The organism is Micrococcus lylae NBRC 15355, from assembly GCF_001570885.1.
Classification (GTDB): Bacteria; Actinomycetota; Actinomycetes; order Actinomycetales; family Micrococcaceae; genus Micrococcus; species Micrococcus lylae.
In genome coordinates this window covers 1-19,824 of the sequence record NZ_BCSN01000049.1, presented here as the reverse complement: position 1 = coordinate 19,824, position 19,824 = coordinate 1, and the positions used below count along the sequence as shown (strand labels likewise).

Sequence of the window (19,824 nt, the reverse complement as noted above, 5' to 3'; positions counted from 1 at the left end):
CCCCCGCCCCGCCCCGCGGCCGCCCCAGCGGCCCCGCCCCGCGGCCGCAGCCTCAGTGCGCCAGGGCCAGGGCCGCCTCGGCCTCCCGCGCCGCCTCCTGCAACACGGGGACGGCGCGGGAGACGGCCCCCTCCAACTCGTCTGCGGAGAACTCCGCCCCCAGTTGCCCCGGCGCCGTGGACAGTGCCGTGTTCAGGGCGACCGTCACGCGGCCGCCGCCGTCTCGCACCGGAACGGCCACGGAGGCCAGGTTCCGGTCCAGCTCGCCGGCCACCACCGCGTACCCCTGCTCCCGCACCCGGCCGACCTCGGCCAGCAGCTCCTGCACGCCGGTCCGCGTCAGCTCGGTGGTAGGGGTCCGCGGGGAACCCTCGAGCACCCGTCGTACGGCGGCGTCCTCGAGGCCGGCCAGCAGCACCCGCCCCATGGAGGTGTTGAAGGCCGGCAGTCTCGTGCCCACGTCCAGGTTCACGCGGAGGATCCGCTCGGTGTGCACCCGTGCGATGTACATCAGGTGGGCTCCGTCCAGGATCCCGGCCGAGCAGGACTGCTGCAGCCGCTGTGAGGCCCGCGTCAGCACGGGGCGCAGCACCTCGGACCTGCTCCGGCCGGTCCAGTAGCCGCGTCCCAGCTCGAGCACCTTCGGTGTCAGCTCGAACGTGCGTCCCACCTGCACGGCGTAGCCCAGGTGCACCAGTGTCAGCAGCATCCGCCGCGCCGAGGCCCGTGAGATCCCCGTCGCCTCGGCGGCGTCCGTGAGCGTCAGCGCCGGACGTTCCGGCGTGAATGCGCGCAGCACTCCCAGACCCGTCGCCAGGGCCTGGACGAACTCGTTCCGGTGCGGGTGCCCCGAGGCCTCGCGGGCCGGGTCGGTCGTCGTCTCCATGGCGTCACCGTAGCCGATCTGTGCGCACTGCAAACTCATGTTTGCGATTCACGGGGCGAGGCATACGGTGTGATCTGCGCGACATCCGCCCGGGGCGTCGCTCAGACCCTGTGAAGGAGGCGGAGATGCCGTCAACATCAGTGACCTCGCCCCAGGACGAGGCGCGTTCGACACCCCTCGCAGAAGGTGCCGACGGCGGTGGCCGTCTGATCCTCCGCGGCCGGGGCTGGGTGGCCCCGCTCTGCTGGATCGCCGTGCTGCTGGACGGCTTCGACGCCGTGGTGCTCGGCGCCGCCATGCCGAAGCTCACGGACGACCCGACGATGAACGTCACCAACGCCAACGGCACCTGGCTGCTGACCTCCTCGCTGATCGGCATGACCATCGGCGCGCTCGCCATGGGCTGGCTGACCGACCGGCTCGGCCGCCGCCGCCTGCTGATGGCCGCCGTGCTGACCTTCTCCGTGCTGACCTTCGTCACCGGCTTCGCCACCGAGGCCTGGCAGATCGGCGTCCTGCGCTTCGTCGCCGGCCTCGGCCTCGGCGGGTGCCTGCCCACGGCCATCTCGATGGTCACCGAGTTCGCCCGCCGGGGGCGCAGCGCCAACGCCACCACCATGGTGATGACCGGCTACCACGTGGGCGCCGTGATCACCTCGCTGCTGGCGCTCTGGGCTGCGGCCCAGACCACGGACGGCTGGCGCATCCTCTTCTGGCTCGGCGGCGCCCCGGCACTGGTGCTGCTGCCGCTGATGCTGCGCTACCTCCCGGAGTCCCCGGCCTACCTGAACGCCGTCGGGCGCCCGGAGGATGCCCGCGTGCTGGCCGCGCACTACGGCCTGGACGCCCATGAGGCGGAGGCCCAGCAGCGCCCGTACGGGGACGCGCACCCGGAGCAGGCTCCGGGCCAGGAGCGCTCCGGTGCGGCCCTGCTGCTGACCGGCGTGTACCGCCGCAACACCGTGCTGGTGTGGATCGCGTCCTTCATGGGTCTGATGCTCGTGTACGGCCTGAACTCCTGGCTGCCGCAGATCATGCGGGCAGCGGACTACGACCTCGGCAACGCCCTCGGCTTCCTGCTCGTGCTCAACGCCGGCGCGGTGGCGGGCCTGCTCGTCTCCGGCCGGGTGGGCGACCGCATCACGCCGCGCAATGCCGCGATCATCTGGTTCCTCGGCTCGGCGCTGCTGCTGTGTGCCCTGGTGGTGAAGCTGCCGCTGGCGGGCATCTACGCGGTGGTCTTCGTGACCGGCATGTTCGTGTTCTCCGCCCAGAACCTGGTCTACGCGTTCTGCGCCTCGAACTACCCGCCGCAGGTCCGCGGCACCGCGTTGGGCATGTCCGCCGGCGTGGGCCGGGTCGGCGCGATCTCCGGCCCGCTGATGGGCGGTGCGCTGCTGACCGCCGGGATCGCCTATCCGTGGGGCTTCTTCGCGTTCGCGGCCGCGGGCCTGCTCGGCGGCATCGCGGCCACCGGCTTCACCACCGTGCGCCGCGCCTGACGGCCGTCCCGTGACGGACACGGAAGGGCCTTCGGCCCCGTCGTTCGCTCTGCAAACGTCTGTTTGCCTTCCGCCCGCATCCGCCTACCGTGAGAGGGAACGACGACGGCCACGTCCGTCGTCGGGACACCTCACCTGCACCGCCGGCCGCCGCCGGCGAGAGACGAAGGAATCTCCATGACCCGCTTCGTGGACACGGCCGCCCGGGCCGTCTCCGAGATCACCGACGGCGCGACCGTGCTGATCGGCGGCTTCGGCAACGCCGGCCAGCCGATGGAGCTGATCGACGCGCTGATGGACTCCGGCGCCACGGACCTCACCGTGGTCAACAACAACGCCGGCCAGGCCGACGCGGGCCTCGCGCTGCTGATCAAGGAGCGACGCGTGGCCAAGATCATCTGCTCGTTCCCTCGCCAGTCCGACTCGTGGCACTTCGACGAGGCCTACCGGGCCGGCGAGATCGAGCTGGAGCTCGTCCCGCAGGGCAACCTCGCCGAGCGCCTCCGCGCCGCCGGTGCGGGGATCGGCGGGTTCTTCACACCCACCGGGTACGGCACCGCGCTGGCCGAGGGCAAGGAGGTCCGCGAGATCGACGGGAAGCACTACGTGCTCGAGTCGCCCATCCACGGGGACGTCGCCCTGATCAAGGCCTACGCCGCGGACCCGTGGGGCAACCTCGTCTACCGCAAGACCGCCCGCAACTTCGGCCCCGTCATGGCGGCCGCCGCGCGGCACACGATCGTGCAGGTCGACGAGGTCCTCGAGACCCCGCTCGACCCCGAGGTCGTGGTCACCCCCGGCATCTACACCGACGTCGTCGTGACGGTGCCCACGGTCTCCGGTGAGATGCAGCGGCGGGCGAGCGCCGTCGTCGGGAAGAACTGAGAGGGCGAGGAAGCAATGGGCGAGTTCATCCAGACCGACACCCCGCTGGACCAGCAGCAGCTGGCGAAGACCATCGCGGACGACATCGCGCCGGGCTCCTATGTGAACCTCGGCATCGGGCAGCCGACCACCGTCTCCGACTACCTGGAGGAGGACAAGCACGTCACCCTCCACACGGAGAACGGCATGCTCGGCTTCGGCCCGCAGGCCCACGGCGAGGACGTGGATCCGGACCTCATCAACGCCGGCAAGATCCCCGTCACCGAGCTGCCCGGTGCCGCCTACTTCCATCATGCCGACTCCTTCGCCATGATGCGCGGCGGCCACCTGGACGTCTGCGTGCTCGGCGCCTACCAGGTGTCCGCGACCGGCGACCTCGCCAACTGGTCCACCGGCAAGCCCGGGGCGATCCCGGCCGTCGGCGGGGCCATGGACCTGGCGATCGGCGCGAAGGACACCTACGTGATGATGGACCTGTTCACCAAGAAGGGGCAGGCCAAGCTGCTGCCCGAGTGCACCTTCCCGCTCACCGGAGTCGGCTGTGTGTCCCGCATCTACGCGGACCGCGGCGTGTTCCTGCTGGACGAGACCGGCGTGGTGAAGGTGCGGCAGCTGCAGGGCATCACCTGGGAGGAGCTCGAGCAGGCCCACCCGGGCGTGCGGTTCGAGCGGGTCTGAGGCGGCTGGCGCGGCGCCGCCCCTGCTCCGAGCCAGACCGCCCCTGCTCCGAACCAGGCCGCCCCTGCTCCGAGCCAGGCCGCCCCTGCCCCGAACCAGAAGAAACGGCCCCTTCCCAGGTCCGGGAAGGGGCCGTTTCTTCTGGCTCGGCGTCAGCCCCGGTGCCCCGTCAGCCCGGTGTCCTGTCAGCCCCGGCCGAGCACCTCGTCCGCGCCGAGCACCCCGTCCAGCAGCTCCGGGTCGATCGGCTGGCCGACGCGGATCACGGACAGGTGGCCGCTGGACTCCATCACCACGCACGCGACCTGGTCCATGGAGCTCACCCCGGCCCGTCGGAGGGCGGAGCGCAGCTCGGAGCGGTTGACGTGTGCCCTGCGGCGGGCGGGCTCGAGCACGCGGCCGTGCGCCACGATCACCCTCGCCCGTCCAGCGATGGCCCGCCGCCCACGGGCGGTGGCGGCGAGCGCCCCGAAGACCACCTCCAGCAGCACCAGCGTCAGCAGGCCGATCAGTCCGGTGGCGAGCGTCGGCGGGTGGCCGAGGATCACGCGCCCGGCCACGGCGCCGAACATGATCACCACGATCGTGTCGAATGCGGACAGGCCGGTGAGCAGACGCGCGCCGAACACGCGCAGCAGGAGCAGGAACGCCAGGTAGACGATCACGGCGGTCGCCGCCACGATCGGGATCCGCCACGGCTCGATCCCCAGCGACTCGGTCAGTGCGGGACCCCATCCCTGCGGCGGTGTCATCGGTGCTCCTCGGCTCGGTTCGGGGCGGGCCGGCGGCCCGCGGTGGGTGGGGGAGGGCTTCACGACGACGGCCGCTCACCCCGGCTCGTCCACGCTACTGCGCCCGTGGTCGGGGGCTGCGTGGTTGTCGCCCCGCGAGGCCGTGCGGGTCCCCAGGCGCTTCCAGCCGCTTCCAGGCGCTCCCAGTCGCCTCCAGACGCTTTCGTGCGGGAGAACGTCGGGTTCCGGTGCGTCGTCGTGTAGGAAACGGTCTGGTCAGAGCCTATATTGCGAACGCTACGCAATAGCGTTTACAGTTGAGAGCCATGACCAAGTCTTCGCACCTTCACGCCCTGTCCTCCGCGGTGGTCGCCCCCACGCACCGCCTGAAGTCCTTCTCCGCATTCGCCGCCACCATGGCCGCGGCCGCCCTCGCGCTGTCCGCCTGCGCCGGCGGTGACGACGCCTCTGACGCCGACGCGACCGCCTCGGCCTCCCAGTCTGCGTCGCAGGGCGCCGGGACCTCGGGCTCGAAGGGCGCCGAGGAGTCGAAGGACGGCGAGGGGGCGGGCGACGACGTCGCCGCCGCATCCTCTGTGGACGAGGCGGACTGGGTGGATCCGACCGCGGCCAAGGAGGTTGCGACCGTGAAGCCGCGCATCCTTCTGTCCGACGACGAGGGCCTGACCCTCCTGGACGCCGAGACCGGAGACGTGCTCAAGGAGCAGGCACTGGCCGGCTTCAAGCGCCTGTCCAATGCCGGCAACGGCAAGGACATCATGGTGATCACGGAGAAGGGCTGGGAGGTCTTCTCCACCGGCATCAAGAAGCAGGCGCACGGGGATCACTTCCACAACTACGAGTCCGAGCCCGGCATGACCGGTGTCGTGTTCCCCGGCGACCATGCCGGCCACGTTGTGACGCACAACGGCAAGACCAACCTCTTCGCCGACGGCACCGGCTCCATCAACACCTTCATCTCGGACGACTTGGACAAGGCCACCCCGGACCTGACCCCGGTCACCGAGGACATGACGACGGATGCGGCACACCACGGCGTGGCCCTGGAGCTGGCCGACGGCAGCGTCCTGACCACGGAGGGCAACGAGGACGAGCGCCACACCGTGAAGGTCGTGGACCGCGAGGGCAAGGAGATCGCCAAGACCGAGGACTGCCCGGGCGTCCACGGCGAGGCTGCCGCCCAGCAGCAGGACGGCAAGGACGTGGTGGTGCTCGGCTGTGAGAACGGCCCGATCGTCTACCGCGACGGCGAGTTCCACAAGATCGACCCGGGCCTGGAGTTCCAGCGCTCCGGCAACCTGGCCGGATCTGACGACTCCTCGATCGTGCTGGGCGACTACAAGGTGGAGAAGGAGCCGAAGGAAGCCGTCGAGCGGACCACCAAGGTCGCGCTCATCGACTCGGTCAACGACTCCATGAAGGTCGTGGACCTGGGGTCCTCCTACTGGTTCCGATCCCTGGCCCGCGGCCCGGAGGGCGAGGGCGTCGTCCTGACCTACGACGGCAAGCTCAACGTGATCGACGAGGAGTCCGGCGAGGTCGTCAAGAAGATCGACGCCATCGGCGAGTGGGAGGAGAAGGACGATTGGCAGGAGCCGGGCCCGATCCTCAAGACCGCCGGTGACTTCGCCTACGTGACCGACGCGGAGAACAACAAGCTCGTGGTGATCGACCTGGTGAAGGGCGAGAAGGTCGACGAGTTCGCGCTCGACGGCCCGGTGACCGAGATGGCCGTCGTGACCGGTGCCCCCGAGGCCCCGGCCTCCTCCGAGGGCGACGATCACGGCCACGACCACGACCACGGCGAGGATGGCCACGACCACGAGGGCCACGACCACGGTGAGGATGACCACGACCACGAGGGTTATGACCACGGCGAGGACGGCCACGAGCACGGTGACCATGACGGCCATGACCACGGCGATGACGAAGGGCATGACCACGGTCACTCGGACCACGATCACGACCATGACCACGACTCCGAGGAGGACCACGGTCACGATCACTGATCGAGTCTGAACACGTTCCGGCGGCGGTGCGCACGCTGCTCCGCCGCCGGTGACCAGACTCCCTCTGGCGGGCCGTTGTGGGGATGGGCTGCCCGGGGGATTCCAGGCGGATGTCGTGGGGACGTCCGCTGGAGCCGCAGAGAGCGCCGGGGCCGTGTCGTGGGGACGCGGCCCCGGCGTGACTGTGTCTGCGCCCGCGCCTGCGCCGCCGAGGAGCATCCCCGGATCTCCATGTGGCTCGCGCTCCCTCGCCCCGTCTCCCCGATGCCTCTATGCCGATCCGACGCAGCCTTCGTTCCGATCCGGAGCACGTCTGGCATGCTCCCGATCGGATCGAGTGCTCCGGGGTCTCCGCCATTGAGCCCTCGTTCCGATTCGGAGCACCTCTCGCAGGCTCCGAATCGGAACGAAGCGCACCGACGGCAAGCACAGCGCAGGGCAGGGCCGGGCGGTACAGCGCAGGGCTGCGCTCCGCCGGGTGGCGACCCACCACCGGCCGCGCTCAGCCGCGACCCACCACCGGCCGCGCTCAGCCGCCGCCTGCGACCGGCCCCTCCCAGCGCACCTCGCCGTCCACGACCTGGTCGGTCGGCCGCATCCCGCAGCGTCGCGCCACGGCGTTCGACGCGGCGTGGTCCGGATGGATGTGCGCGATCACCCCTCGCACGCCCAGGCCGGCGAGGCGTGCCAGGAGGAGGCGAGCAGCCGTCGTCGCGAAGCCACGGCCCTGCCAGGGGGCGCCGACCACCCAGGCGACCTCCGCGGGCCCGCCGTCCTGGGGGACCGTGGCCTGGACATAGCCGACCGCCTCGCCGGTGGAGTCGAGGACGATGAGGTCGTTGATCCAGCGTTCCGAGCGGTCCGGGGACCAGCCGCGCACCTGGAAACCGTACTGTTCGGCGAGGGCCTCCGCCGTGGGCGGTTCGCCGCCGGTGAAGGTGTAGAGCCCTGGGTCGGCGAGGACGCGGGCCATCTCGTCGGCGTCGTCCACGCGGAGGGGCCGGAGGGAGATCTGCGCGGTCACGGGCCGAGCCTACGGGCGTGGACATCTCCTCCTCCACCCCTTTCTCGCGGTGTTCCTTCGGCTGCGTCCGCTCGGCCACTCCTTCCCGACGACGGCTCCCTCGCCTCAGCCGGCTCGCCCGCCTCGGTCGTGACCTCGCGGGGGTGGGCTCTGCGCAGGCACGGTTCACCGAGATTCCTCATCCCTCGATCCGATTCCCATCGCTCCTCGCATGATGAGAATCGGATCGAGGGATGAACTTCTGAGCCCCGCCGCCGGCACCGTCGGTTCAGCATCGCTGCGCCGCCCCGCACGGCTTCACTGCGCTGCGCTGCAGGGCTTCACGCCCGCCGGAACCGGCCGAAGTCTCTGGTTCGGCGAGAGCCACCCGCCCCGCACACCTGATGTACACTCCCTGAACGGTGTTCACTGAACGCCGTTCATCACTCGAGTCTTCCCCAGGAGATGCCCATGGCCTCGACCGTCACGTCCCCGGCTTCCAGCGACGCTCCGCGCACCCGGCGCCCCGCGTCCCCGACGTCCCGTTCCGCCGGCCCCCAGCTGGCGCGCATCGCGGTCATGACGGCGCTGATCGCGGTGCTCGGCGTCATGCCGGGCATCCCGGTGCCGGGCATCGCCGTCCCCATTACCCTGCAGACCCTCGGCGTCATGCTCGCCGGCCTGGTCCTCGGCCCGTGGGCCGGTGCGGCGTCGGTGCTGCTGCTGCACGCCCTGGTCGCGATGGGCCTGCCGCTGCTCGCCGGCGGCAAGGGCGGCCTCGGCGTCTTCGCCGGCCCGACGGTCGGCTACCTGATCGGCTGGGTCTTCGGCGCCTTCGTGGTCGGCCTGGTGTTCCGCGCGCTCCGCGGCCGCACCGACCGCACCGGCCGCCTCGCCCTCGCCGCGGCGGTCGCATGCGTGCTCGGCGGCATCGTGGTGATCTACGCGTTCGGCATCCCCGGTGTCTCCCTGATCACCGGTGTCCCGTTGGACGCCGCCGCCCTCGGCAACGTCGCCTTCCTCCCCGGCGACGCCCTCAAGGCTGCCCTCGCCACCCTCCTCGTCGTGGGCCTCGCGAAGGCCTACCCGCGCGCACTGCGTTGAGTACGCTCACCTCCGTGACCCCTCACCCCCTCCTTCCCGACGACGGCGCCCCACCCTCCGGAGGTGACCGCGCCGTCGTCGTGGATCACCTGACGGTGACGGCCCCCGGGGCCGGGCAGGACGCGGTCCTGCTGGAGGACGTGACGGTGACGCTGTCCGCGGCGCGCACGGCGGTGATCGGGGAGAACGGATCCGGCAAGTCGACGCTGGCGCGGGCGATCGCCGCGCTGGTGCCGGCCGCGTCCGGGACGGTGACGGTGCACGGGGTGGACGCCGAGCAGGACGTGAAGGCGCTGCGGCGGATCCTGGGGATGGTGTTCGCCAACCCGGCCGCGCAGTCGATCATGCCGACCGTCCGGGAGGACGTGGAGCTGACCGTCAAGGCGCTGCGGGACGATGCCGGGCGGAAGCTCGCCAAGGACGAGGTCGCCGGGCGGGTCGAGGCAGCGCTGGCCGAGCACCGGCTCACCGAGCTGGCGGACCGGCCGTGCCTGTCCCTGTCCTCCGGGCAGGCGCAGCGGCTGGCGATGTGCTCGGTGATGGTTGGGCAACCGCAGGTGGTGATCGCGGACGAGCCGACCTCGCTGCTGGACGGACGGCACCGGCGGATCGTGGCGGACAGGCTCCTCGGCGGGGCCGGGCGCGGCCGGTTCCAGCTGCTGCTGGTGACGCACGATCTGGAGCTGGCCCGCGACTGCGACGAGGCCGTCTGGATCCACGACGGGCGCCTTCGTGCCCACGGGCCCGCCGCACAGGTGGTGGGGGAGTACGAGCGGTTCCTTGATCAGGAGTTCGCGGGAGAGGCTGCGGGGCAGCCGCGATGATCTCCCTCTACGTTCCCGGCGACTCGTGGCTGCACCGCTGCCCGGCCGGGTTGAAGCTGCTCGCGCTGGCGGTGCTGTCCCTGGCGCTGATGCTCACGCCGCTGCAGGTGTTGGCCATCCCCGTCCTGGTGCTGCTCGCGGCGGTGGCGGTGGGGTTCCTCGTCGCGTTCGGTCCCGGCCGCGGTGTACGGCTGCAGGGCACGGACCTGCGTGGGATGTGGCTGTTCTATGCGGTGCTGCTGGCGTTTCAGGTGTGGCTGATGCCGTGGGGCGAGGCGCTGGTGGCGGTCGGGCGCGTGATGGGGATCGTGCTGTGCGCGCAGCTGCTGACCCGCACCACGCCGGTGGCCGCCATGGTGGCCGTGGCTGAGGGGCTGCTGGGTCCGGTGCTGCGGATCCCCCGTGTCGGTCCGTGGCTGGCGGCGCGTGGGGTGCGGCCGGAGCGGGTCGGGCTGGCCATGGGACTGGTGCTCAGTGCTGTGGGGCACCTGACGCAGCTGGCCACGCAGGTGCGGCAGGCGCAGGCCTCCCGCGGGGTGACGATGGCGCCGTGGGCGTGGATCCTGCCGCTGCTGGTGCTCTCGCTCAGGCACGCCGACGACGTGGGCGACGCCCTCGCCGCCCGCGGGGTGGAGTGACGCGAGGTGGCCGCCGGAGCCTCGCCGTTTTTCATCACTCGATACGAAAGTCATCATGCGAGGGGTGATGAGAATCGGATCGAGTGGTGAAGATCCGGAGAGATGGATGATCGGATGCCCCGTAGGCTGCGCGCCTTCCGGGGGGCCGGACCCGGCTAGGCTGGACGCTCATGAGCACTTCGCCCAGCCCCGCCGACCTCACCGCCGCCTTCGGGCTGACCGAGGTGTCCGCCGACTCGCTCTCGCCGTGGTCGCCGGTGCACCGCGCCGTGTCCCCGGACGGTCGCGCTGTGGTGGTGAAGAAGACCGCCGGGCGCGCCGACGCCATGGCCGCCTGGACCCGCGCCCTCGCCGAGACGGGCGTGCGTGTGGTGACGCCGGTGCGGCTCGAGCGGTCGAATCCGCAGCAGATCGGCGAGGAGTGGTACGTCGTCTACCCGTTCGTGGCAGGCCGTCCCTATGACGCGGCCGCCGATTCCGCCGCGCTGGGCGACCTCCTCGGCCGCATCCATGCCGCCGAGCTCCCGGCCGACGTGCTCGGCGCCCTGCGCGACTACGAGTTCCCCGAGACCGGCCGCGACGACGTGGACGGCGACCTCGAGACCCTGTCCGAGAAGCTGCCGGAGATGATGGGTGCCGAGGAGGGAGCCCGCGCCGTGGCCGCCGTCCGTGCGCTCGCCGACCGCTGGTGGGACACGGCGTTGCCCACCCTCAAGGCCGCCGATGCCGCCGGCGAGCTGCCCCGCACCGGCGTGAGCTCTGACTACAAGGCGGCCAACGTGGTGATCGCCGAGGACGGCCCCACGCTCGTGGACCCGGACAACGGCGGCAACGAGCCGCGCCTGTTCGACCTGGCCATGGCCGCCGTGCTGCTGCACAACGAGTCCGCCTCCGCACCCGGCCGCCTCCAGGATGCGAGGGAGTGGGACGCCTTCGCCCGCGCCTACCTCGCCCACGTGGACCTGACCGAGAGGGAGCGCGAGCTCTGGCCGCACGCCGTGGACCACATGCTGTGGGAGGAGGGCACCTGGGCCCTCGAGGACAACGACGCCGACGCCTGGGCCGACCCCCGCCAGGGCGGCTACCTGCGCGCGCTCACCGTCGCGACCCCGGAGGACTTCCCGCTGCCGCGGTGACCTCCTTGCCGCGGCCGGCCGGGTCTGGGGGCTGAGGTGGCCCCGGTCCTCGGCGTTGCGTGTATCAAAGGTGGGCTGAACCGGGGTGAATCGGGGCGATCCGACCCAGGTTTGATACACGCAAGGGCTGCGCCGGGGCCGTAGGGCGCCGTGGCGGCCCTGATTCACGTGATTCTCGGGCGAGGGGTTGCATTCGGATCTAGGTACAAGTTGTACTTAGATACATGACCCCGCTTCCCGACGACGGCCCCGCGCCTCACGCAGACCACCGCCCCTGGCCTTCCGGCTGGGTCCGGGCGGCCCTGGAGCCCGCCATCCTGGGCGCGCTCCTGGGCGGGCCGCTGCACGGGTACGGCATCGGGCAGGTGCTCGCCGCCCGGGGCTTCGGCACGCTGCGCGGCGGCTCGCTGTACCCGGTGCTCGCCCGTCTCGAGGACGCCGGCCACGTCACCACCCACTGGGTCGAGGGGCAGAGCGGCCCCGGCCGCAAGGACTACGAGCTCACCGACTCCGGCCGCGCCGAGTACGCCGAGGCCGTCGCCTCGTTCCAGGCCCTGGCCGCCGCGCTCGCCGGCCTCGGCGACGCGGTCGGCGACCAGGCCGCCACGGCGGACAACGTCGCAGGATCGGCCGGCGCAGGCGCTGCCGCCTCCGGCACCACCGCTCACACCACCGGCACCACCGAGGAGGGGACATCATGAGCACGCAGACAGATCGCATGAACCACCAGGACAGTCCTGCCCGTCGCGGCCGCATCGCCCGCCGTTCCGCCTCCGGGGCCCCCGTCTCCCGCGCACTCCGCGACCTCGTGGACTCCTTCGCTGACGTCCGTGGCCGCGAGGAGGACGCCGACTGGGCCCGCCGGGCCGACGGGAACCTCGCCGTCGCACAGGTCACCCCTGCGCACCGTCACCGGCTGCTGGCCCGCGCCCACTCGGTCGCCGTCGAGGCGCAGGAGTCCCTGGACGAACTCTTCGGCCTGCCGGAGGACTGGGCCGCGGAGGTCCAGGAGGAGGCCGCCGCCGAGGGCACCTCGCTCACGGACTCCTCGGCCACCTCGGCAGCGGACGTCTTCTCGGTCGGTTTCGTGCTGGCCTCCGTCGCCTCCGTCCTCGCCCTCGTCCTGACCCTCATCGCGGACGGACTCACCACCGACCTCTCGCTGGGCCTGTTGCTGCTGCCGGCGGTGATCGGCCTCGGCGGCGTGGGCGTCTTCTGGGCCTGGGACAGGCTGCAGCGCCGGCTGGCCTCGGTGGTCGCGTTCGGCGTGGTCCTGGTCCTGGCCGGAGCCCTCATCGCGCTGACGGCTCTGGTGATGCTGGCTCTCGGCGAGATCCTCTTCGCCGGCATCAGCAGCTTCCTCTGGCTCGCACCCGCCGCGGTCTACGCCGGCCTGGCCTGGCTTGCCGCCCGGGCCCTCCCGGACGCTGCAGCGGACCAGGGTGCCACCCCGCAGACGGACGACGAATGGGCTGCCCGCCTCGCCTATCTCCTGCGCTCCCGCGCGGACGTGCCGGAGCACCGCGTCACGGAGGCGGTCGCGGAGGCCCGCGCCCATACCGCGGAGTCCGGCACCACCCTCGCCGAGGAGTTCGGCTCCCCGGCCTCCTACGCCGCCCGCATCCCGCGCGATCGCGTGCACCACGCCCGCAACCGGGCTGCCGTCCTCACCGTCGCCATGACTCTGGTGGTGGGCATGCTGTTCGGCGTCCTGGTCCCGTCTGGGGACGTCTCCTGGGTGCACTGGCTGGTGGTGGCCGGCACCGTGGTCTCGGCCGGCTTCGCCTGGGCCGACGCCCGTTCGGCCGCCCGCGACGCCCGTCAGGCTCGCGCAGCCGGAGCGTCCGCCCGCACCACCACCGGCACCGCAGACACCGCCGAAGGAGACACCCGATGAGCACCGCCGATGCCCGCATGGAGGACCTCCTCGCCCGCTTCACCAAGGCCCGCGGACTCGAGTCGGACAGGCGCTGGGCCGAAGAGGCGTTCGCACGCTTCGTGCTGGACGACGTCCGGGAGAACGTGATGGTGCGGGAACTCGAGGAGGCGGTGGCCGTCGTCGAGGTCTCGGGCACGCGCCCGGAGAAGCTGTTCGGCCCGGCCGCGGACTGGGCCCGCTCTCGCCGGGACGAGCTGGCCGAGGATGGTGAGGCGGTGCTGGCCGTGGAGTCGCCGCTGACGTGGCGGGCGGTACCGGGCAACGCGCTGCTCATCAGTGCGCTGTTCTCGGTCCCGTTCGCGGTGGTCATGGCGTTCGACGGCCTCACCCTCGACTACTCCTGGCCCCACCTGCTGATGCCGCTGGTGCTGGGAACTCTGATGGCGGTGGTGATCACGGTGTGGTCGCGCACGATCCTGCGCCGTTCCTTCGCCGCGACCGTGGCGATGACCGGTGCGGTCACGCTGCTCCTCGCGACCGGTGCCGCGCTGCTGTTCACGGGGTTGCAGGACGTTGTGGTGTTCACCGGGTCTGTGGCGTGGCTGCTGGCCGTGGTGGGCGCCTACCTGCTGCTGGGGCTGCTCGGCTTCCGGCTGCTGCCGCGGGACCAGAGCACCGGGGACGCCTCGGCCCAGGAGATTCCCGACGACGGCACCTGGGCCCTCGTGCTCGGCGGCACCCTGCGTGGCCGGTTGGGCTACTCGGACGAGCGTGCCCGGCAGATCGTCCAGGAGGCCCGTTCGCACGCGGAGGCCTCCGGCCGGACGCTGGCCGAGGAGTTCGGCACCCCCGCGGAATATGCGTCCCGCTTGCCGGCGGACACCCGGCGCAGGCAGCGGCTCTACGCGGTGCTGCTGACCGCCGTGGCCGCGTACTGGGTGGGGATGCTCGTGTTCGAGTGGCTCTCCCCGGAGGAGACGGTGCAGTGGTGGCGTGTGGCCGGAGCCGTGCTGTTCCCCGTGCTGGCCGGTGTGCAGTGGCGCGGCGCCGTCCGGAAGCATGCTGACGGCTGAACGGAAATCTGGTGCGGATGCCGGCGCGGGCGCGGCGTGGGGCCGTCGTCGAACCTGCCGATGCGCAGTCGCCTCTGTGCGCAGGCATAGGCGGATACAGGGCCGCCCGCTAGGCTCACGCCCATGGAATCGTCACAGCGACGCACGCGCCGTGCCCGACGCGGCGGCACCCGACGGCGCCCCGGCTTCTTCCGGAGGCTGGTCGGGATCATCGCCGTGCTGCTGGGTCTGGCGGTCGCTGTCGGGGCGGTCTGGGTTCTCAAGGACATCGGCGACCCGCTGCGCGAGGCCGCGCTCGCCGAGGACTACACGCAGATCTTCGCGTGGCTCGGCGGCGGCCTGATGGCCTTTGTGGTCTCGCTGCTGCTGATCTGGGGCGGCATCCGCGTGCAGCGCCCGTAAGGGGAGAGGCGTGCGGAGCCGGCGCGCCCGCTGGGCTGGGCACCGCTGGGCTGGGAACGTGCTGCGCCGGGCACGCCCGCAGAAGGCCTGTGGACAACTCTGCGGGCCGGCTGGTGACCTGGTTCACTGGTCAGTGACCGGGTGACGGGCCCGGTCCGTCTGACCGGGAGGGGAACCAGATGCAGCAGTCCAACGCTGTCGCGCGCCTTGAAGCCGAGCGTGAAGCCGACCGCGAAGCGGCTCGCCAAGAGGAGAAGCCGGACGCGCCAGACGGGTACGACTGGGTCACGCCGGAATCGTGGGAGGAACGCAGGTCTGCGGCGAGCGGCTGCAGAGTGTTCGGCTGGATTCTCATGGTCGGCACCGTGGTCGTCGACGGCATCGCACTCTTCGCCAACCTTCTGACGGGCTTCATGTTCGCGGCGGACACCGGCGACTGGTCACCGATGGTCAGTCGCATTGCTCCGATCCTGGTCATCGGGTCGGCGCTGTTCTTCCTCGGGGTGCACATGACGGTCTATGCCCGTCGCTGCCGATGGCAGATGGCGTTCGCCGCCGAGACGGGGCTGATCCCCATGGTGAAGGCGCGCTGGGACTTCGTGGTGTCACTCGGCGTCTTCGGCGCGACCCTGGGGGCGCTCCCGTTCGAGCAGACCGTGAAGTGGGCACTCCGTGTCGTCCAGGATCCGGAGAGGACTCTCTCACCGCTCGGCCTGGTGGTGGGCATCGGCGTCCCGGTCCTCTACATGGGTGCCATGGTGCTGCTCATCCGCTGGGGGACTCGACGGCAGCGACGCTGTCCGCCGCTCGGCGACCGCGATCTCGCCGCCGTCGCCCCGCCTCCGTGGCTGGTGGCCGGGGCTGCGGGGCTGGAGGTCGCCGCCATGGTCGGCGTGATGGACGCCGTGCGCGAGTGAACGCGGGCGCGGTGGTCGGCCTGAGCCCGCCTCCCATTTCGCCAGCGAAAACGCCTGGGCGTGGATGGGGCGGAGTGTGGCTCATCGACGGGTCTGGTCGGCGGGGTGGGGGACTGAAGAGATGGACAGCCCATGAGTTCAGAACTAGTGTTGAATGACTTGCCGTCCGTCGTCCCGCGCCGTGCGTTGCCGCACGCCCCGGAAGGAGAAGGGCCCACGCTCATGGTGTCGACTTTGCCTGTCCCTCAGCACTTCCACTCGTCCGACCTGAGCCGAAATTCCACCGCAGTGTTCGACGCCGCAACCCAGCATCCGGTGCGCGTCAGCCGGCGCAACGCCGAGGACTTCGTGCTCATGACGGAGGCCCATGCGGAGGCCCAGCGCGAGCTGCTCGCGCTTGCCGCGCAGCTCATCGCGATCTCGACGGAGACCGACGGGACGCTCTCCGATCGGATGGCCAACCACTACCCCTGGATGTTCGCCCTCTCACCCGCGGAACGTGACGAGTGCGCCCGGTCTGTGCTCAACGCCGCCCGTGCCTCCTTCTCCACGCAGCGGCCCCATCTGACGATGGCTGAACTCCACTCCTGGCGCGAGACGGCCGAGGCGATCGCAGCCGGCCTGGGCGAGGTCGAGACCGAGTGGCTCGAGGACGACATCCCCGTGGACCTGCCCTGATCCATGGCGAAGAACCCCCGGTTGCCCCGGCCGACGCGCAGTGACGAGTACGAGATCGTCTTCGCCAGCAACGCCGCCGCGAAAGGCTGGAGGGATTTGGTCGCCGCGCGCCGGAACCTCATGGTCGACGCTTGGGACTTCCTGACGAGGACACCGCACGCGGTGACGCCGAAGAACTACCCCCTGAAGGGGACTCTGGGGACGGTGGCGCTGGTCGCGTTCCTGACGTTCCTGGTGTGGACGAAGGGGCCGTCCGAGGCGGCGACCGTCTACTCGCTGATCACGGCCGGCCTGCTGGCGGTGCTGGTCGGCGGGTTCGCGCTGGGCCTGGTCGTCTCGTGGGGCCGCAGGGCGGTGCCGCCGCCGATGTCCGGTGAGTGGATGACCGCATGGCAGGGCCGCCGGGCCACGGAGCCGCCGCGGCGGGGCGTGAAGCTGGCGGCGTTCGTGTTCGGCATGGCGTGGGTGCTGTTCGCCGCGGGCTTCCGGGCGGTCGCGTTCCTGCGCGACCTGCTCCCCGGCGGGGGAGGCCTGCCCCAGGGCGCCGCCGAGGGGCTCGGCTTCAGCGTGGTGTGCCTGCTGCTCGCGGCCGGGCTGGCCGCCCTGGGCACGTGGTTGGTGCTGCGGCACCGGGACCGGCGGCCGCGGTGCTGACTTTGCGCTTGGGCCGTGCCGAGTGCTTCCCGACGACGGCACTCGCCTTCGTCTGAGACGTCCACCGCCGCGGGGCTGGCTTTCCACAGTGGCGCTGTCGTGTCCGCCGCCCTGAATAGTCTCATGAACCATGAGTGGGAACACCCGGAGCTTTCCTTCCAAGGGCGCGGTCCGTCGTGCAGGATCGACCATCCGCGCCTTTCAGCGAGGAGAAGCGGGGCTGCACGAAATGGACAGCGCGCTGACGGTCATCGAGGAGCACCGGGCCCGGCATGCCCTCCCGTTGGTCAAGGTGAACAACGGCCTCCGCAGGTTCTGCCGCAGTCTGGAGATCGACGGTGAGGTCACGCAGCGCCTGAAGAAGGTCCCGACCATCACGGACAAGCTGATCCGTGAATCAGGCTTGGACCTGTCCCGGATGCAGGACATCGGCGGCTGTCGTGTGGTGGTCAGTGACGTCCAGCAGCTCAGGCTCTTGGAAGCACGCATCCGGAAAACGTGGAGAGATCGCATCAAACGATCCAGCGACTATGTGTCCGAGCCACGGGAGTCCGGTTACCGGGCCGTCCATGTGGTCGTGGAATGGGACAGCTGTCTCGTGGAGATTCAGCTCCGCACTCCGCCGATGCACGCGTGGGCGCAGCTGGTCGAGCGGCTGTCCGGCATGACCAGGACCAATCACAAACAGGATGGGACGAGCATTCTGCAGAGGTACCTGGCGGTTGTCTCGCGGATAGACGCGTTTGCCGAGGGGCTGGCCCCAGAACCGTCTCAGGAGGACCTTGACAGCCTGGTCTACCTTGGAGAGGAGGCCATGCGTGTACTTCGCAAGGCTGGGCTCTGAAGGGAGGCGAACGGTGGAACCAGTGATCAACCACTACCTGCTCGTGTTCGACCACGCCCGTGACGAGCTGATCGATGTCGTTGAGTTCGGAACGGATGTGGAGTCCGCGACGGCGGCATACAGCGCTCGCGAACGGCAACATCGAGAGGACGGGCACATCGACATCGTGCTTGTCGGCTCGGACTCTCTCGAGACCGTGAAGATCACGCACTCCACGTACTTCGCCGGAGCCTCCAAGGTCGATCTGCGCAGCCTTCTTCGCCTGGACGAGCTCACCGCCCACCGAAGCTGAGCCGCCCGCTCACTCCCCGGTCTGCCCGTCGATCTGCTCGCGCAGCAGGTCCGCGTGCCCGTTGTGGCGGGCGTACTCCTTGATCATGTGGGTGAGGATCCACCGCAGGGATACGTCCTGGGCGCCGCCCCAGGCCGGGTGCGTGCGGGCGAGCGCTGCGGCCTCATCGTCTCCGAGCAGGTCTGTCACGATCGCCTGGGACTTCGCCACCGACTCCTCCCACAGTGCCCGCAGCTCGTCGGCGCCGTCCTGGTCCGCGGAGTGCCAGTCCCAGTCCGGGTCCGCGTCCCAGTCAACGTCCACCCACGGCTGCGTCGTCGGCCTTCCCAGCGCCGTGACCTCGAACCAGAAGAACTCCACGAAGGCCAGATGCTTGAGCATCCCGCCGAGGGACATGGTCGAGGCGTGCCCGTCCACCGTGCGGCGCAGCTGCTCGTCCGTGAGCCCCTGCGTCCGCCACCGGAACGTGGCCCGCTGGAACTCCAGGAACCCGAGGAGCGTGCCGGCCTCGCCAGCAGCGACGGCGGGTTCGGGCCGGCCGTGCTCGTCGAAGCCCAGAAACGCACCGTGCGGGACGGCGGGGACCAGGGGAGCGGGCTGGTCTGAGGAGCCCTGCCCCTCATTCCCGACGACGGCACTCGCCTCCGCATCGGAGGGCGCCTGGTTCTGGGGTGTGGTCATGGGGTGAGGGTAGATCAGTGAGCGGCGACGGGGGAGAGCTAGCTCACTATCGAGTCGGTTGTGGATGCAAGAATCGAATGCATGAGCGGATCGGCCTCGTCCTCGCAGAACCGTCAGAACGACCTCGTACCGGGTGTGTATGAACGACTCGAAACCAGGCAGGTTGCCAAGAACGTGGCGGAGGCAACGATGCTGTCTCCCACGTTCTCCACGGTGCCGGACGAAGCACTTCCTCAGCACCTGACCACGCACCTCACGGGCCTGATCCAGCACGCGTTCGAAGGCGCCTCGGCCAGGACACGTGAACAGCAATTGTCTCTGGCGGCACGGGTCGTTGACGCTCTCGGGGCGGACTATGAACTGGACAATCTCGTCGATGACGGCAAGATCCGTGTGCTGCACGAGCTGCGCCGGGCTCAAGAACCCATGGCGCCCCCGGCCGAACGACCTCAGACTCCGTTCTCTGATGTCGCTTTGCTGACGAATGGTCAGGCAGAACCCAGCATCGGTTCGGAGGTGAGGTATGAGTTGGCTTCCGCGGATCGTGTTGACCTGCTGTGCGCGTTCGTGAAGTGGCACGGACTGAATCGCCCCGGGTCTGGTGGAGGCTCTGATTCAACGGAAGGATGCAGAGCATGCCAGCACCACGGAAGTACCCCGACGAGCTCCGCGAACGCGCCACGCGGATGACCATCGAAGCCCGCCAAGACCCCGCCACGAGGTCTGGAGCGTTCCGCCGAGTCGGTGAGCAGCTCGGGATCAATCCCGAGACGCTGCGGAACTGGGTGCGCTAAGCCGAGATCGACGGTGGCCACCGCCCCGGGATCACGACCAGCGAGGCCTCTCGTGTGGCCGAACTGGAGAAGGAGAACCGTGAGCTGCGGCGGGCCAACGCGATCCTGCGCTCGGCATCGGCTTTCTTCGCGGCGGATGCTCGAGACGCCCACAGCGCTGATCGTGGACTACATCGACGACCACAAGGACGAG

The 19,824-nt window shown here is 70.6% G+C and carries 22 protein-coding genes and 1 pseudogene; 19 read left to right on the top strand and 4 right to left on the bottom strand.

Going from position 1 to position 19,824, the window contains the following annotated elements; all coding sequences use genetic code 11:
- Positions 1 to 52: 52 nt before the first annotated feature.
- Positions 53 to 925 (bottom strand): IclR family transcriptional regulator domain-containing protein, encoded by an 873-nt coding sequence (locus tag MLY01S_RS09665; protein ID WP_135103335.1) that lies wholly within the window; start codon positions 923 to 925, stop codon positions 53 to 55.
- Between the two features lie 86 nt (positions 926 to 1,011).
- Here MLY01S_RS09665 and MLY01S_RS09660 point away from each other — a divergent pair, with 86 nt between their 5' ends.
- The 3 genes from MLY01S_RS09660 to MLY01S_RS09650 all read left to right on the top strand — a co-directional run bounded on the left by MLY01S_RS09660 (position 1,012) and on the right by MLY01S_RS09650 (position 3,951).
- A complete protein-coding gene (locus MLY01S_RS09660; protein ID WP_082740073.1) occupies positions 1,012 to 2,388 on the top strand; it encodes an MFS transporter in 1,377 nt (458 codons plus the stop codon).
- 177 nt (positions 2,389 to 2,565) lie between these two features.
- The gene (locus MLY01S_RS09655; RefSeq protein ID WP_067191564.1) at positions 2,566 to 3,273 is read left to right on the top strand and encodes a 3-oxoacid CoA-transferase subunit A; all 708 of its coding nucleotides are present in this window, start codon (positions 2,566 to 2,568) and stop codon (positions 3,271 to 3,273) included.
- Positions 3,274 to 3,288: 15 nt separating this feature from the next.
- Positions 3,289 to 3,951 carry a 3-oxoacid CoA-transferase subunit B gene (locus MLY01S_RS09650; RefSeq protein WP_067191562.1) on the top strand — a complete coding sequence of 221 codons (663 nt, stop codon included), beginning with the start codon at positions 3,289 to 3,291 and terminating at the stop codon, positions 3,949 to 3,951.
- Positions 3,952 to 4,136: 185 nt separating this feature from the next.
- On the opposite strand, the gene MLY01S_RS09645 is transcribed toward MLY01S_RS09650, so the two are convergent.
- A complete protein-coding gene (locus MLY01S_RS09645; RefSeq protein WP_067191560.1) occupies positions 4,137 to 4,703 on the bottom strand; it encodes a DUF421 domain-containing protein in 567 nt (188 codons plus the stop codon).
- 305 nt (positions 4,704 to 5,008) lie between these two features.
- Between MLY01S_RS09645 and MLY01S_RS09640 the strand changes: the two genes are divergently transcribed.
- Positions 5,009 to 6,712, top strand: a complete 1,704-nt coding sequence (locus tag MLY01S_RS09640) for a YncE family protein (protein ID WP_245232162.1) — start codon at positions 5,009 to 5,011, stop codon at positions 6,710 to 6,712.
- Positions 6,713 to 7,241: 529 nt separating this feature from the next.
- Here MLY01S_RS09640 and MLY01S_RS09635 read toward each other — a convergent pair.
- The gene (locus MLY01S_RS09635) at positions 7,242 to 7,736 is read right to left on the bottom strand and encodes a GNAT family N-acetyltransferase (RefSeq protein ID WP_067191558.1); all 495 of its coding nucleotides are present in this window, start codon (positions 7,734 to 7,736) and stop codon (positions 7,242 to 7,244) included.
- 444 nt (positions 7,737 to 8,180) lie between these two features.
- On the opposite strand from MLY01S_RS09635, the gene MLY01S_RS09630 reads away from it, so the two are divergent.
- The 13 genes from MLY01S_RS09630 (at position 8,181) to MLY01S_RS09570 (ending at position 18,156) form a co-directional block, all read left to right on the top strand.
- Complete coding sequence (locus MLY01S_RS09630) at positions 8,181 to 8,819, top strand: biotin transporter BioY (RefSeq protein WP_135103336.1); 639 nt, start codon at positions 8,181 to 8,183, stop codon at positions 8,817 to 8,819.
- Between the two features lie 14 nt (positions 8,820 to 8,833).
- On the top strand, positions 8,834 to 9,643 hold the full coding sequence (locus MLY01S_RS09625) for an energy-coupling factor ABC transporter ATP-binding protein (protein WP_067191555.1): 810 nt from the start codon (positions 8,834 to 8,836) through the stop codon (positions 9,641 to 9,643).
- Entirely contained in the window at positions 9,640 to 10,281 is a 642-nt protein-coding gene (locus MLY01S_RS09620; protein ID WP_067191552.1) for an energy-coupling factor transporter transmembrane component T, read from the top strand. Before MLY01S_RS09625 ends, MLY01S_RS09620 begins: the two co-directional genes overlap by 4 nt.
- A gap of 170 nt (positions 10,282 to 10,451) precedes the next feature.
- Complete coding sequence (locus MLY01S_RS09615) at positions 10,452 to 11,417, top strand: phosphotransferase enzyme family protein (RefSeq protein ID WP_067191550.1); 966 nt, start codon at positions 10,452 to 10,454, stop codon at positions 11,415 to 11,417.
- A 224-nt stretch (positions 11,418 to 11,641) separates the two neighbouring features.
- On the top strand, positions 11,642 to 12,118 hold the full coding sequence (locus MLY01S_RS09610) for a PadR family transcriptional regulator (RefSeq protein WP_082740071.1): 477 nt from the start codon (positions 11,642 to 11,644) through the stop codon (positions 12,116 to 12,118).
- On the top strand, positions 12,115 to 13,314 hold the full coding sequence (locus MLY01S_RS09605) for a hypothetical protein (protein ID WP_067191548.1): 1,200 nt from the start codon (positions 12,115 to 12,117) through the stop codon (positions 13,312 to 13,314). The genes MLY01S_RS09610 and MLY01S_RS09605 overlap by 4 nt, the downstream gene beginning before the upstream one ends.
- A complete protein-coding gene (locus tag MLY01S_RS09600; RefSeq protein WP_067191546.1) occupies positions 13,311 to 14,369 on the top strand; it encodes a hypothetical protein in 1,059 nt (352 codons plus the stop codon). The genes MLY01S_RS09605 and MLY01S_RS09600 overlap by 4 nt, the downstream gene beginning before the upstream one ends.
- A gap of 123 nt (positions 14,370 to 14,492) precedes the next feature.
- Positions 14,493 to 14,771, top strand: a complete 279-nt coding sequence (locus MLY01S_RS09595; protein WP_067191544.1) for a hypothetical protein — start codon at positions 14,493 to 14,495, stop codon at positions 14,769 to 14,771.
- A gap of 179 nt (positions 14,772 to 14,950) precedes the next feature.
- Positions 14,951 to 15,688: a hypothetical protein gene (locus MLY01S_RS09590; RefSeq protein WP_135103337.1), complete on the top strand. Its 738-nt coding sequence runs from the start codon at positions 14,951 to 14,953 to the stop codon at positions 15,686 to 15,688.
- Positions 15,689 to 15,976: 288 nt separating this feature from the next.
- Positions 15,977 to 16,366 (top strand): prevent-host-death protein, encoded by a 390-nt coding sequence (locus MLY01S_RS09585; protein WP_306301690.1) that lies wholly within the window; start codon positions 15,977 to 15,979, stop codon positions 16,364 to 16,366.
- Positions 16,367 to 16,369: 3 nt separating this feature from the next.
- The gene (locus MLY01S_RS09580) at positions 16,370 to 17,020 is read left to right on the top strand and encodes a hypothetical protein (protein WP_067191538.1); all 651 of its coding nucleotides are present in this window, start codon (positions 16,370 to 16,372) and stop codon (positions 17,018 to 17,020) included.
- 130 nt (positions 17,021 to 17,150) lie between these two features.
- Positions 17,151 to 17,864, top strand: a complete 714-nt coding sequence (locus tag MLY01S_RS09575) for a RelA/SpoT domain-containing protein (RefSeq protein ID WP_082740069.1) — start codon at positions 17,151 to 17,153, stop codon at positions 17,862 to 17,864.
- 13 nt (positions 17,865 to 17,877) lie between these two features.
- On the top strand, positions 17,878 to 18,156 hold the full coding sequence (locus MLY01S_RS09570; protein WP_067191534.1) for a hypothetical protein: 279 nt from the start codon (positions 17,878 to 17,880) through the stop codon (positions 18,154 to 18,156).
- Between the two features lie 9 nt (positions 18,157 to 18,165).
- On the opposite strand, the gene MLY01S_RS09565 is transcribed toward MLY01S_RS09570, so the two are convergent.
- Positions 18,166 to 18,837, bottom strand: a complete 672-nt coding sequence (locus MLY01S_RS09565; protein ID WP_082740066.1) for a DinB family protein — start codon at positions 18,835 to 18,837, stop codon at positions 18,166 to 18,168.
- An 81-nt stretch (positions 18,838 to 18,918) separates the two neighbouring features.
- Here MLY01S_RS09565 and MLY01S_RS12475 point away from each other — a divergent pair, with 81 nt between their 5' ends.
- Complete coding sequence (locus MLY01S_RS12475; RefSeq protein ID WP_141756329.1) at positions 18,919 to 19,527, top strand: hypothetical protein; 609 nt, start codon at positions 18,919 to 18,921, stop codon at positions 19,525 to 19,527.
- 71 nt (positions 19,528 to 19,598) lie between these two features.
- A pseudogene (locus tag MLY01S_RS13145) lies at positions 19,599 to 19,763 on the top strand (transposase); the annotation flags it as partial.
- Between the last annotated feature and the right edge of the window lie 61 nt (positions 19,764 to 19,824).